Raw genomic sequence first — 12,804 nt, forward strand, 5'->3', positions numbered from 1 at the left:
GGACGCCGGTACCGCGCAACGCCAAGGACGCCGGTACCGCGCAACGCCAAGGACGCCGGTACCGCGCAACGCCAAGGACGCGGGGCCCTCAAGGCGAGCGCATCTCCCCGCCCGTCCCGTCACGCGGGCCACGACTCACCCGTGCCACGACCTCCACAGCGCCGCGTACGCCCCGCCCGCCGCGACCAGCTCCTCGTGGCTGCCCAGCTCGCTGATCCTGCCGTTCTCGACGACGGCGATGACGTCCGCGTCGTGGGCGGTGTGCAGCCGGTGGGCGATGGCGACGACGGTGCGGCCGTCGAGGACCCTGGCCAGGGACCGTTCCAGGTTGCGGGCGGCGCGCGGGTCGAGCAGGGACGTCGCCTCGTCCAGGACCAGCGTGTGCGGGTCGGCCAGTACCAGGCGGGCCAGCGCGATCTGCTGGGCCTGGGCCGGGGTGAGCGCCAGACCGCCCGAGCCCACCTCGGTGTCCAGCCCGTCGTCGAGCGCACGGGCCCAGCCGTCCGCGTCGACCGCGCCGAGCGCCGCCCACAGCTCGGCGTCCACGGCACCGGTCCGCGCGAGGCGGAGGTTGTCGCGCAGGGAGCCCACGAAGACGTGGTGCTCCTGGTTGACCAGGGCCACATGGGAGCGGACGCGCTCGGCGGGCATCCGGGACAGCTCGGCGCTGCCCAGGGTGATCCGGCCGTCCCGGGGCGCGTAGATCCCGGCGAGCAGTCGGCCCAGCGTGGACTTTCCCGCGCCCGAGGGGCCGACCAGGGCCAGCCGCGTGCCGGGGGAGACCTCCAGGGACACCTTGCGCAGGACGTCCACGCCTTCCAGGTAGCCGAAGTGCACCCGGTCGGCGTGCACATGGCGTCCCTCGGGCGCCACCGACGGATCCCCGGCGTCCGGCTCGATGTCCCGGACCCCGACGAGCCGGGCCAGCGACACCTGGGCCACCTGCAGCTCGTCGTACCAGCGCAGGATCATGCCCACCGGGTCGACGAGCATCTGAGCGATCAGCGCGCCGGTCGTCAGCTGGCCGACGTCGATCCAGCCGTGGAGGGCGAACACACCGCCGATCATCAGGACCGAGGCGAGCACGGTCACGTGGGTGACGTTGATGACCGGGAAGAGGACCGACCGCAGCCAGAGCGTGTACCGCTCCCAGGCCGTCCACTCCCGGATCCGGCGCTCCGACAGCGCGACGCGGCGATCGCCGAGGCGGTGGGCCTCGACGGTGCGCCCGGCGTCCACGGTCTCGGCGAGCGCGGCGGCCACGGCGGCGTACCCGGCGGCCTCGGAACGGTAGGCCGAGGCCGCCCGCCGGAAGTACCAGCGGCAGCCGACGATCAGCAGCGGCAGGGCGAGCAGCACGGCGAGCGCCAGCGGCGGCGCCGTGACCACCAGCCCGCCCATCAGCAGGACCACCCACACCACGCCGATCGACAGCTGCGGCACCGCTTCGCGCATGGCGTTGCCGAGGCGGTCGATGTCCGTCGTGATGCGTGACAGCAGGTCGCCGGTCCCGGCCCGCTCCAGCACTCCGGGCGGCAGCCCGACCGACCGGACGAGGAAGTCCTCGCGCAGGTCGGCCAGCATCCGCTCGCCCAGCATCGCGCCGCGCAGCCGCACCTGACGGACGAACACGGCCTGGACGGCCAGCGCGGCCACGAAGAGCCCGGCCGTGAGTTCCAGCCGCAGGTCCCGGGCCCCCTCGGACACCCGCTCCACCAGTCCGCCCAGCAGCCAGGGACCGGCCATCGAGGCGATCACGGCGGCCGTGTTGACGGCGACCAGCAGCAGGAACGCCCGCCGGTGCCGGCGCAGCAGTTCGGCCACATAGGCGCGGACGGTCTCGGGGGCGCCGACCGGCAGGGTGTTCGCCGTCGTCGGGGCCGCCGGGTCGTACGCCGGTGGCGCGACGCCGATCATGCCTTCTCCTCGATCTCTTCCAGTTCCTGCAGTACGTCGTCGTCCTGCAGTGCGTCGCCCTTCAGCACGTCCTTCAGGGCGACCGAGCCGTTCAGCGCGGTCTCGTCGTCCGTCTCGCGGGTGACCACCGCCCGGTAGCGGGGCTCGGTACGCACCAGCTCGCGGTGGGCGCCGACCGCGACGGCCTCGCCCTCGTGCAGGAACACGACCCGGTCGGCGCGGTCCAGCAGCAGCGGGGAGGAGGTGAACACCACGGTCGTGCGCCCCGCGCGCAGCTCCCGTACGCCCTGCGCGATCCGGGCCTCGGTGTGTGAGTCGACGGCCGAGGTCGGCTCGTCCAGGACGAGCGCTTCGGGGTCCGTGATCAGCGACCGGGCGAGCGCGAGCCGCTGGCGCTGACCGCCGGACAGGGACCGGCCGCGTTCGGTGATCCGGGCGTCGAGGGGATCGGCGGCGTCCAGCGAGCCCTGCACCAGGGCCGCCAGCACGTCGTCGCACTGTGCGGCGGCCAGCGCCTCCCGCGGCTGGACGACGCCCGACGCGGGTACGTCGAGCAGCTCCCGCAGCGTGCCGGACAGCAGCACCGGGTCCTTGTCCTGGACGAGGACGGCCGTACGGGCGCTGTCCAGCGGGAGTTCGTCGAGCGGCACACCGCCCAGCAGCACCGAGGTGCCCTCCTGGGACGGGTGCCCGCCCAGCCGTTCCGCCAGCAGGCCCGCCGCGTCCGGGTCGCCGCACACCACCGCCGTGAGCCGCCCGGCTGGCGCGAGCAGCCCGGTCTCCGGGTCGTACAGGTCACCGCAGGGGGCGCCGGCCGCGCGCGATCCGGCGGTGTCCGTGGGCCGCTGAAGCGACAGCACTCCCGCGGCCCGCTTGGCGGAGGGCCGGGAGAAGGAGTACGCCATGGCGATCTCCTCGAAGTGCCGCAGCGGGTAGGTGAGGACCATCACCGAGCTGTAGACGGTGACCAGTTCGCCGACGGTGATCCGCCCCTCTCGCGCCAGCCGCACGCCGTACCAGACGACGGCGATGAGCAGCAGACCGGGCAGCAGGACCTGGATCGCGGAGATCAGGGACCACATGCGGGCGCTGCGCACGGCCGCGTGACGGACCTCCTGGGAGGCGCTGCGGTAGCGGTCGAGGAACAGTTCCTCGCCGCCGATGCCGCGCAGCACGCGCAGGCCGGCGACCGTGTCCGAGGCGAGTTCGGTGGCGCGTCCGGCCTTCTCGCGCTGGGTGTCGGCGCGCCGGGTGGCGCGGGGCAGCAGGGGCAGCACGGCGAGCGCCAGCGCGGGCAGCCCCACGGCGACGACCACGCCGAGCGCCGGCTGGTAGACGAGCAGGCCGACGCAGACCAGCACGACGGTGACCAGGGCCGCGGTGAAGCGGGACAGGGCCTCGACGAACCAGCCGATCTTCTCGACGTCACCGGTCGAAACCGCCACCACCTCACCGGCCGCGACGCGCCGGGTCAGCGCCGAGCCCAGATGGGCGGCCTTGCGGGCGAGGAGTTGCTGGACGCGGGCGGCCGCAGTGATCCAGTTGGTGATCGCGGTGCGGTGCAGGAAGGTGTCGCCGACGGCGTTGCCGACGCAGGCCAGCGCCAGCAGGCCGCCCGCCAGGGCGAGCCGGTCGCCGGAGCGGTCGACGACGGCCTGTACGGCGACGCCGACACAGAACGGCAGCGCGGCGACGGAGGCGAAGTGCAGCAGCCCCCAGGCCAGCGACTTGAGCTGACCGCCCAGCTGATTCCGGAAGAGCCACCACAGGAATCGGGGACCCGAACGCGCGTCCGGCACGCCTGGGTCGGGGTACGGAAGGTCTTGAATCTGCATGACGTCCCAGTGGCTCGTGTCAGGGGGGATGGGGTCCGGCCGAAGGCAGCAAACCGTGACAGGTTCGCCTCGCCGCGTGGCCGGAGGCAACAGGTTTTCCGCCCACCGAACGGAATCGGCCCGGCCTCGGCGGCCGGCGTCCCCGCCGAGTTCGGCACCGACTGGCACGACCCGGTCACGGCCGCCCCGCCCGTGGCGAGGCCGTCCGGCACGTCCTGCGAAGTCACCCTCGCCCGGGCGCAGTTCGGTGACTTCGGCCCGTACCGCGGCACCTGCGCCCCGTCCGCCGGCCGCGGCGACGGCTGGAGCAGAGTGGTGCTGCGGCTCGACGGCGAGGTCAAGGGGCGCCAGTGCGACCGGCTCGGCTGCCTCCGCGTCGGCGGGATCGAGGTCTTCCGGAGCCCGGACACTCACCCAGGCGTGCCCGAGGGGCAGTCCGGCCGGAGCACGCCCGTGAACGTCCTCGTCCGGCAGGACGAGCAGCGCGAGCGGGTCACTGGGAAGCCCACCGTGCACAGCGAGGGCGACCTCGCCAAGTCGTCTCTGCACACGCCCGGTTCGCAGCACGCAGTCGACACCGAGGGCCCACCGGCTGACCGTCGGCGGCTACGTCGACACGTCGCACGGCCGCGTCGGAACCACGGTCAGCCGCTCGTTCGCCCACGCCTCCACGCACCCCTGGACCGACGGTGAGGCAACGGCACTCCCGAAGCCGCCTGGACCGACGACGAGTCGGTGACCGTCGGCAGCCGGACCGCGCGGACCCGCTTCACCTGCACGATGGGCGGTACGACCACCCTCGGCGCGGGCGACCGGCTGCGCACCTCGCTGACTCTCGGCGACCGCGCCACTGCCGTGACGCTTTTACATGGCTGAAACGCCGCGGCCTTGTGTGCGATCAAGACAGCCTCCAGGCTGTCCGAAAACGGAAACTGCATTCCGCATCGCAGAAGCCCCCTGCTTCTGTGCGCCCCGTCCCCTAGGAGACTTCGTGCCGCCGTCCGTACCGTCCCTCCCGCGACGCGTCGCACGCACTCTACGCACCTCGCTTTTCGCGCAGGTTGCCTGCGCGCTCGTCCTCGGAATCGTCGTCGGAAAGCTGTGGCCTGACACGGCCACGGCGCTCCAGCCGCTCGGCGACGGTTTCACCCGCCTCATCAAGACGGTCATCTCGCCGCTCGTGTTCTGTGTGGTCGTCGTCGGCATCGCCAAGGCCGGTGACCTGAAGGCCTTCGGCCGGATCGGGGTCAAGGCCCTCGTCTGGTTCGAGATCGCCTCCACGGCCGCCCTGGTCATCGGTCTCGTCGCCGCCAATGTCGTCGGCCCGGGCAGGGGCATGAACGTCGACCCCTCCTCGCTGAACACCGCGGCGGTGGACGAGACGACGGGCGGCGGGCATCTGCCCACCACGACCGAGTTCGTCCTGAACGCACTGCCGGAGAGCTTCGTCGGCGCCTTCGCCGGGAACGAGCTGCTCCAGGTCCTCATCCTGGCCTGCCTGGTGGGCGCGGCCCTGCTGCACCTCGGGCACACCAAGGTGCCGAAGATCCTGCCCGCGATCGAGCAGGCCCAGGAGATCGTCTTCGCGGTCGTCGGCTTCATCATGCGGCTGGCCCCGCTCGCCGTGTTCGGTGCGATGGCCCACCTGGTCGGCAACTACGGCCTGGGTGTGATGCGGACGTACGCCAAGCTCATCGTGCTCTGCTATGTGGCGGCGGTGCTGTTCGTCGCGCTGCTGGCTGTGGCCCTGAGGGCCGTGACCGGCCTCAGTCTGTGGAAGTTCCTGCGCTACATCCGCGAGGAGATGCTGCTCGCGCTGGGTACCGCGTCCACCGAGTCGGTCATGCCACGCGTGATGCAGAAGCTGCGCCGGGCCGGCGCCCGCGACGACGCCGTGGGGCTGGTGCTCCCCACCGGCTACTCCTTCAACCTCGACGGCGCCTCGCTCTACCTCTCCATCGGCACGCTGTTCGTCGCCCAGGCCGTGGGCGTGGACCTCGGCCTCGGCCAGCAGATCACTGTCGTGCTGGTGCTGATGCTGACCAGCAAGGGCATGGCGGGCATCCCCGGTTCGGCGTTTCTCGCCCTGTCCGCGACCGCCTCGTCCCTGGGGGCGATCCCCGCCGGAGCCGTCGCGCTGCTGCTCGGCGTGGACCGCATCATGGACTCGATGCGCGTCGTCACCAACCTGCTCGGCAACTGCGTGGCAGTCTTCGCGGTGTCCCGCTGGGAGGGGGCCCTGGACACCGCCCGGGCGAAGAGGGTGCTCGACGGGGAGGACGCCTCCCCGCCGGACGACGGCGAGGAGGGTCCCGGCGGCGCGGCCGACGCCGAGGCGCTGGCGCCGGGAATCCCGGCCCAGAAGGCCAAGGAGCTCAAGGAGCCCGCCCCCGAGGCCGGTTGACCGAAAAGAAGGCGGGCCGTGACCACCGCTCCGGCGGCCACGGCCCGCTTTCGTGTGCCTGTCAGCAGGGCCGCACCGGCGTCCCGTCGATCAGTGTGTCCAGCAACCCCCCGAGCGCCTCACGCTGAGCCCCCGTGAGCGGAGCCAGGATCTCCTCAGCGGCCGACCTGCGCGCCGCCCGCAGCTCGCGCAGCGCGCCGCGGCCGTCGTCCGTGAGCTCGATGCGGATCACCCGCCGGTTCGCCGGGTCCGGGACCCGTCGTACCTTGCCGCTCGCCTCCAGACCGTCGACCAGCGTCGTCACGGCCCGCGGCACCACCTCCAGGCGCTCGGCCAGGTCGGCCATGCGCGGCGGTGAACCCCAGTGCGCCAGCGTGCGCAGCAGCCGGGACTGTGCCGGGGTGATACCGAGGTCGCGGTGCTCCAGGTGGCGCTTCTGGATGCGGTGCACCCGGCGGGTGAGCCGCAGCAACTGCTCGGCGAGCAGGCCGTCGGGGTCGGGCGTGGTCATGCGGGAACAATATCAGGATGCTGTTCATTGTGAGTCTAGGTAACAATGAGCTACGATCCGATCCGCCGCATCCCTCGTAGGAGCCCATGCATCCCGACCGTGAAGCCCCCTGGACCCCGCCGGCCGACGCGAAGCAGCAGCCCCGGCAGGTCCGCCGCATCCTCGGCCTCTTCCGCCCCTACCGGGGCCGCCTCGCGATCGTCGGCCTGCTGGTCGGCGCCGCGTCGCTGGTCTCGGTCGCCACGCCCTTCCTGCTGAAGGAGATCCTCGACGTCGCGATCCCCGAAGGGCGTACGGGCCTGCTCAGTCTGCTCGCCCTCGGCATGATCCTCAGCGCCGTCCTCACCAGCGTCTTCGGAGTCCTCCAGACCCTGATCTCCACGACGGTCGGCCAGCGCGTCATGCACGACCTGCGCACCACCGTGTACGGCCGGCTCCAGCGGATGTCCCTGGCCTTCTTCACCCGCACACGCACGGGCGAGGTGCAGTCGCGCATCGCCAACGACATCGGCGGCATGCAGGCCACCGTGACCTCCACCGCGACCTCCCTGGTCTCCAACGTCACCAGCGTGGTCGCCACGATCGTCGCGATGCTCGCCCTCGACTGGCGCCTGACGGTCGTCTCCCTGCTGTTGCTGCCGGTGTTCGTGTGGATCAGCCGCCGCGTCGGCAACGAACGCCGGAAGATCACCACCCAGCGCCAGAAGCAGATGGCCGCCATGGCCGCCACCGTCACCGAGTCGCTCTCCGTCAGCGGCATCCTGCTCGGCCGCACGATGGGCCGCTCCGACTCGCTGACGAAGTCCTTCTCCGACGAGTCCGAGGAACTCGTCGACCTGGAGGTGCGGTCGAACATGGCAGGCCGGTGGCGCATGGCCGTCATCACGATCGTCATGGCCGCCCTGCCCGCCGTCATCTACTGGACCGCCGGCATGGCCTTCCGGTTGGGCGGCCCCGCGGTCTCCATCGGCACGATCGTCGCCTTCGTCTCGCTCCAGCAGGGCCTGTTCCGTCCGGCCGTGAGCCTGCTGTCGACGGGTGTGCAGATCCAGACCTCGCTCGCCCTCTTCCAGCGCATCTTCGAGTACCTCGACCTGCCGATCGACATCACCGAGCGCCCCGACCCGGTGTGCCTCGACCGGGTCAAGGGCGAGGTCCGCTTCGAGAAGGTCTCCTTCGGCTACGACGGCAAGGGCGGCCCGGTCCTCGACGGCATCGACCTCACCGTCCCGGCCGGTGGCAGCCTCGCGATCGTCGGCCCGACCGGCGCCGGCAAGTCCACCCTCGGCTACCTGGTGCCCCGGCTCTACGACGTCACCGGCGGCCGCGTCACGCTCGACGGGGTCGACGTCCGCGACCTCGACTTCGGCACCCTGGCCCGCGCGGTCGGTGTCGTCTCCCAGGAGACGTACCTCTTCCACGCCTCGGTCGCCGACAACCTGCGCTTCGCCAAGCCCGGTGCCACCGACGAGGAACTCCACCAGGCGGCGAAGGCGGCGCAGATCCACGACCACATCGCGGCCCTGCCCGACGGCTACGACACCGTCGTCGGCGAGCGCGGCCACCGCTTCTCCGGCGGGGAGAAGCAGCGCCTGGCCATCGCCCGCACCATCCTGCGCGACCCGCCGGTCCTCATCCTCGACGAGGCCACCAGCGCGCTGGACACCCGCACCGAGGCCGCCGTCCAGGACGCCATCGACGCCCTGTCGGCCAACCGCACGACCCTCACCATCGCCCACCGGCTGTCCACCGTGCGCCGCGCCGACCAGATCGTGGTCCTCGACTCGGGCCGCGCCGTCGAACGCGGCACGCACGAGGAGCTCCTGGAGCAGGGCGGCCGGTACGCGGCGCTCGTACGCCGGGACGCCCAACTGGAACCGACAAGATGAAAATATGCCGGGTTTGTGGCGATATGCGGGTTACCGTGCCCGCATGCAGAAGAACACTCCGCCACGGAGCACGATTCGACTGACGCGCCGGGGCCGCATCGCCCTCGTCGCGACCGGAGCCGTCGTGGTCGGTACCGCCGTGGCGGTGCCGCTGCTGACCCTGGGGACCGAGGAGGAGGGCCGGCCCACGACCCTGGCCGTCCCGGAGGGCTGGCGTGCGAGCCAGGTCTACGCGGCCGTCGACAAGGCCCTCGAACTGCCCGCCGGAAGCACGAAGAAGTCCCTGGACAAGGCCACGCTGAAACTGCCGAACGACGCCGAGGGCAATCCGGAGGGCTACCTCTACCCGGCCACCTATCCGCTCGAGGAGAAGACCACGCCGGACAAACTCCTCGCGCTGATGGTCGACACCGCGAACGAGAAGTTCAACGGCGCGCCCATCGCCGCCGGGGCGCAGCGCAACGCCATGAACGTGTATCAGGCCGTCACCATCGCCAGCCTCGTCCAGGCGGAGGCGGCCACCAGGGCCGACATGGGCAAGGTGGCCCGGGTCATCTTCAACCGTCTCGAACGCGGCATGCCGCTGCAGATGGACTCCACCATCAACTACGCGCTCAATCGCTCCACCCTCCGCACGACGGAGAGCGACACCCGCATCGACAGCCCCTACAACTCGTACCAGCGCATGGGCCTGCCGCCCACGCCCATCGACAACCCCGGCGAGGAGGCGATGCGCGCGGCCGTCAACCCGCCCCCGGGGGACTGGCTGTACTTCGTCACGGTCCGCCCGGGCGACACCCGCTTCACGGCTGACTACCAGGAACACCAGCGCAACGTCGCGGAGTTCAACGCACAGAGGAAGAAGAGCGGGGCGCAGGCGGCCGGGTGACAGCCCGTGGACCCCGGTCCGCGTCACGCGGCGGCCGGTTCCCGTTCCAGCAGCCGCCTGATGTCCCGTACGGCCGCGCGGCCGGCCCGGTTGGCTCCGATGGTGCTGGCCGACGGGCCGTAGCCGACGAGGTGGACGCGGGGGTCCGCGGCCGCGTGCGTGCCCTCCATGCGGATGCCGCCGCCCGGGGCGCGCAGCCGCAGGGGCGCGAGGTGGTCGATGGCGGCGCGGAAGCCGGTGGCCCACAGGATGACGTCGGCGTCGATGTGGCGGCCGCCGGTCCAGGCCATCCCCGTGGGTGTGATGCGGTCGAACATCGGCTGCCGGTCGAGCACCCCGTCCTCGATGCCCTGCCGGATCGCGTCGTTGAGCGGCAGCCCGGTGACCGAGACGACGCTGCGGGGCGGCAGTCCCTGCCGTACCCGCTCCTCGACGAGCGCCACCGCCGCGCGGCCCGCTTCCTCGTCGAAGGGCCCCTCACGGAAGACGGGCGGGCGTCGCGTCACCCAGGTGGTGGCCGCCGCGTGCGAGGCGATCTCCAGCAGATGCTGGGTGCCCGAGGCGCCGCCGCCCACCACCACGACCCGCTGCCCGGCGAACTCCTCGGGCCCGGCGTACTGCGCGGTGTGCAACTGCCGTCCCCGGAAGGTCTCCTGGCCCGGGTAGCGCGGCCAGAACGGCCGGTCCCAGGTGCCGGTCGCGTTGATCAGGGCCCGCGCCGGCCACACGCCGTCCGAGGTCTCCACGAGCAGCCGCCCGCCGGTCCCCTCACGCACGGCCCGTACGTCCACCGGGCGCCTGACCCGCAGGTCGAAGGTCCGTTCGTACTGGTCGAAGTACGCGCTGATCACCTCGGCGGACGGCCGCTGCGGGTCCGCGTCCGTGAGCTCCATGCCCGGCAGCGCGTGCATCCCGTGCACCTTGCCGTACGTCAGTGACGGCCACCGGAACTGCCAGGCACCGCCGGGGCCGGGGGAGTGGTCCAGCACGACGAAGTCGCGGCCCGGCTGGTAGCCGGATCGCCGCAGGTGATAGGCGCCGGCCAGTCCGGCCTGACCCGCGCCTATGACGACCACGTCGACCTCGCGTGTGTTGTTCACGCTTCTACCAACCGGGACGAGGCCGTGGATCTTCCCTCCATGGATCTTCCTGCGCGGATCTTCCCGGCGGACCGCTCGCGCGGCGCCGAACGAGTGGACTCCTCCGGTCGGCGGACCGCAAAGGCGCCGGCCGGGGAGCCGCCTGGTGATGATCCTCCCGACCCGCCACCTCCGGAAGAGGCGCCCCTCATGCGACGTACCCCCTCCCGCCGCCTGTTCGCCGCAGCACTGCTCGTGGCGTCCGTACTGGCCCCCATGGCGGCGTTGCCCGCCACGGCCGCCTCCGTCCCCGCCCGGCACGACCGCGACACCTCCACCCGGCACGACCACGACACCTCCACCCGGCACGGCCTCGGACGCGAGGTCTCCGAACGGCTGGACCGGGCCATCGCCCAGGTCCGCGAGCAGGCCGGCATCCCCGGTGCCGTAGTCGGGCTGTGGATGCCGGGCAAGGGGAGCTACGTCCGCGCGACCGGTGTGGCCGACACCGTCACCCGCATGCCGATGACCGCCGACTCCTACGTCCGGATCGGCAGCGAGACCAAGACCTTCACGGTCACCGCACTGCTCGAACTGGTCGACGAGGGCCGGATCGCGCTGGACGACCCGATCGCGAAGTACGTCCGGGGCGTGCCCAACGGCCATCGGATCACGCTGCGCCAGCTCGCCGGGATGCGCAGCGGCCTGTTCCCGTACACCGCCGACGCCGGCTTCATCCACGACCTGCTGAGCGACCCGGAGCGCTACTTCAACCCCCGCGAGGTGCTCACCTACGGCTTCCGGCACGCGAACACCTTCGGGCCGGGAGAGGACTTCCAGTACTCCAACTCCAACCTCGTCCTGCTCGGCCTGGTGATCGAGAAGGTCACCGGTCGCAAGCTCGCCGACGTCATCCACGAGCGGGTGCTCCGCCCGGCCGGGCTGCGCCACACCCTGTTCCCGCGGGACGACGAGTTCCCCGAGCCGCATCCGCGCGGCTACACCGACCAGACGCTCAGCGGCGAGGTCGAGGACGTCACGAACTGGAACCCCAGCTGGGCCTGGGCGGCCGGGGCGATGATCTCGGACCTGCACGATCTGCGCCGCTGGGCGAAGGTCGTCGCCACCGGTGAGCTGCTCAGTCCCGAGACCCAGGCGCAGCGGCTGCGGATGCTGCCCACCGGGTACCCCGGGACCGACTACGGCCTCGGCATCTTCGAGACCAACGGCTGGATCGGGCACAACGGCTCGATCCCGGGCTACGAGACGGTGACCGTCTACCTGCCCTCGCAGCAGGCCACCCTGGTCATCATGATCAACACGGATGTCACGGTCGAGGGCCAGGAGCCGTCGACGCTGCTCGCCCGGGCGGTCACCGCGGTCGCGACCCCCGGCAACGTCTACGACGGCTCGGTCGTCACCAGGCCGTGACGCGCGGCTTCCCCGCCCCGTGGCGTGGGAGCCCCACGGCCGCCTCACGACCGGTGGAGGGGCGCACCCGTGTCGTCGACGGCGGCAGGCCGCCGTCGAAGCGGGTGGGGGTGAACCCGGCGACGTCCACCTCGCGCGGGATGAGATGCCGTGACGCGTGGCGGCGGTCTTTGCTCGGAAGCGGTCAGCGGCTTGTCGACGGCGATCGTGATCCACGTCGTCCAGGTGCGCCGTACGGGGCCCCTGCTCGCAGCGGCGTCCCGATCGGCGGGGCGTCCGTGTAGCCATCCGGCCCGGCGTGGTCCGGGGGAGCCCGGCGTGTGCGTCAGGATGGGGGCATGTCAGATGTCTTCACCACCCGAGTTCTGAACGTCAGCACCGGTACCGCGGAGAGGGTCCTCGACATCACCGGCGACTGCGAGTCCTTCCTGCGTGAGGCGGCGGCCGGCCGCGACGGCCTTCTCAACGTCTTCGTCCCGCACGCCACGGCCGGCATCGCCGTCCTCGAGACCGGCGCCGGCAGCGATGACGACCTCCTGGCCGCGCTGCACACCCTGCTGCCCGCCGACGACCGCTGGCAGCACCGGCACGGCAGCCCCGGCCACGGCCGCGACCACGTTCTGCCCGCCCTCGTCCCGCCTCACGCGACCCTGCCGGTGCTGGGCGGCCGGCTGGAGCTCGGTACGTGGCAGTCGGTGTGCCTGGTGGACACCAACAAGGACAACCCGGAACGGAAGGTGCGCCTGAGTTTCCTGGGATGAGCGCGCTCCCGCCGCCCCGGCCTGCCGGCCGCCGGTCCCACGTGGCCCGGGCGCGCCGTGACGTCCGCCCGTAATGCCCGTATCCTCA

The 12,804-nt window shown here is 72.1% G+C and carries 9 protein-coding genes and 1 pseudogene; 6 read left to right on the top strand and 4 right to left on the bottom strand.

Features of this window, described 5'->3' with window-relative positions; translation table 11 throughout:
* Positions 1–135 precede the first annotated feature (135 nt).
* Both ACFU3E_RS11505 and ACFU3E_RS11510 read right to left on the bottom strand, forming a co-directional pair.
* On the bottom strand, positions 136–1,917 hold the full coding sequence (locus ACFU3E_RS11505) for an ABC transporter ATP-binding protein (protein ID WP_384155058.1): 1,782 nt from the start codon (positions 1,915–1,917) through the stop codon (positions 136–138).
* Entirely contained in the window at positions 1,914–3,752 is a 1,839-nt protein-coding gene (locus ACFU3E_RS11510) for an ABC transporter transmembrane domain-containing protein (RefSeq protein ID WP_384155060.1), read from the bottom strand. The genes ACFU3E_RS11505 and ACFU3E_RS11510 overlap by 4 nt, the downstream gene beginning before the upstream one ends.
* A 114-nt stretch (positions 3,753–3,866) precedes the next feature.
* Between ACFU3E_RS11510 and ACFU3E_RS11515 the strand changes: the two are divergent.
* Together ACFU3E_RS11515 and ACFU3E_RS11520 are read left to right on the top strand one after the other, a co-directional pair.
* Positions 3,867–4,610: pseudogene (locus tag ACFU3E_RS11515) on the top strand (peptide-N4-asparagine amidase); the annotation flags it as partial.
* Between the two features lie 133 nt (positions 4,611–4,743).
* Positions 4,744–6,156, top strand: a complete 1,413-nt coding sequence (locus tag ACFU3E_RS11520; protein WP_384155062.1) for a cation:dicarboxylate symporter family transporter — start codon at positions 4,744–4,746, stop codon at positions 6,154–6,156.
* A 61-nt stretch (positions 6,157–6,217) separates the two neighbouring features.
* Here ACFU3E_RS11520 and ACFU3E_RS11525 read toward each other — a convergent pair whose 3' ends face one another.
* Positions 6,218–6,667, bottom strand: a complete 450-nt coding sequence (locus ACFU3E_RS11525; protein ID WP_384155064.1) for a MarR family winged helix-turn-helix transcriptional regulator — start codon at positions 6,665–6,667, stop codon at positions 6,218–6,220.
* Positions 6,668–6,753: 86 nt separating this feature from the next.
* Here ACFU3E_RS11525 and ACFU3E_RS11530 point away from each other — a divergent pair, with 86 nt between their 5' ends.
* Both ACFU3E_RS11530 and mltG read left to right on the top strand, forming a co-directional pair.
* Positions 6,754–8,556, top strand: coding sequence for an ABC transporter ATP-binding protein (locus ACFU3E_RS11530; RefSeq protein WP_384155066.1), 1,803 nt, complete (start codon positions 6,754–6,756; stop codon positions 8,554–8,556).
* A gap of 43 nt (positions 8,557–8,599) precedes the next feature.
* Positions 8,600–9,445 (top strand): endolytic transglycosylase MltG, encoded by an 846-nt coding sequence (gene mltG / locus ACFU3E_RS11535; protein WP_384155068.1) that lies wholly within the window; start codon positions 8,600–8,602, stop codon positions 9,443–9,445.
* 23 nt (positions 9,446–9,468) lie between these two features.
* Here mltG and ACFU3E_RS11540 read toward each other — a convergent pair whose 3' ends face one another.
* A complete protein-coding gene (locus tag ACFU3E_RS11540) occupies positions 9,469–10,545 on the bottom strand; it encodes an NAD(P)-binding domain-containing protein (protein ID WP_384155070.1) in 1,077 nt (358 codons plus the stop codon).
* Positions 10,546–10,734: 189 nt separating this feature from the next.
* Here ACFU3E_RS11540 and ACFU3E_RS11545 point away from each other — a divergent pair, with 189 nt between their 5' ends.
* Together ACFU3E_RS11545 and ACFU3E_RS11550 are read left to right on the top strand one after the other, a co-directional pair.
* On the top strand, positions 10,735–11,955 hold the full coding sequence (locus ACFU3E_RS11545; RefSeq protein ID WP_384155072.1) for a serine hydrolase domain-containing protein: 1,221 nt from the start codon (positions 10,735–10,737) through the stop codon (positions 11,953–11,955).
* A gap of 338 nt (positions 11,956–12,293) precedes the next feature.
* Entirely contained in the window at positions 12,294–12,716 is a 423-nt protein-coding gene (locus ACFU3E_RS11550; protein WP_384155074.1) for a YjbQ family protein, read from the top strand.
* Positions 12,717–12,804 lie beyond the last annotated feature (88 nt).

Source organism: Streptomyces sp. NPDC057424 (genome assembly GCF_042803315.1).
Taxonomy (GTDB): domain Bacteria; phylum Actinomycetota; class Actinomycetes; order Streptomycetales; family Streptomycetaceae; genus Streptomyces.

Excerpts from the sequence above, each read along its gene's own strand:
- ACFU3E_RS11550 (WP_384155074.1), top strand. The coding sequence starts at position 12,294 with ATGTCAGATGTCTTCACCACCCGAGTTCTGAACGTCAGCACCGGTACC.
- ACFU3E_RS11525 (WP_384155064.1), bottom strand. The coding sequence starts at position 6,667 with ATGACCACGCCCGACCCCGACGGCCTGCTCGCCGAGCAGTTGCTGCGG.
- ACFU3E_RS11505 (WP_384155058.1), bottom strand. The coding sequence starts at position 1,917 with ATGATCGGCGTCGCGCCACCGGCGTACGACCCGGCGGCCCCGACGACG.
- ACFU3E_RS11530 (WP_384155066.1), top strand. The coding sequence starts at position 6,754 with ATGCATCCCGACCGTGAAGCCCCCTGGACCCCGCCGGCCGACGCGAAG.
- mltG (WP_384155068.1), top strand. The coding sequence starts at position 8,600 with ATGCAGAAGAACACTCCGCCACGGAGCACGATTCGACTGACGCGCCGG.
- ACFU3E_RS11545 (WP_384155072.1), top strand. The coding sequence starts at position 10,735 with ATGCGACGTACCCCCTCCCGCCGCCTGTTCGCCGCAGCACTGCTCGTG.
- ACFU3E_RS11510 (WP_384155060.1), bottom strand. The coding sequence starts at position 3,752 with ATGCAGATTCAAGACCTTCCGTACCCCGACCCAGGCGTGCCGGACGCG.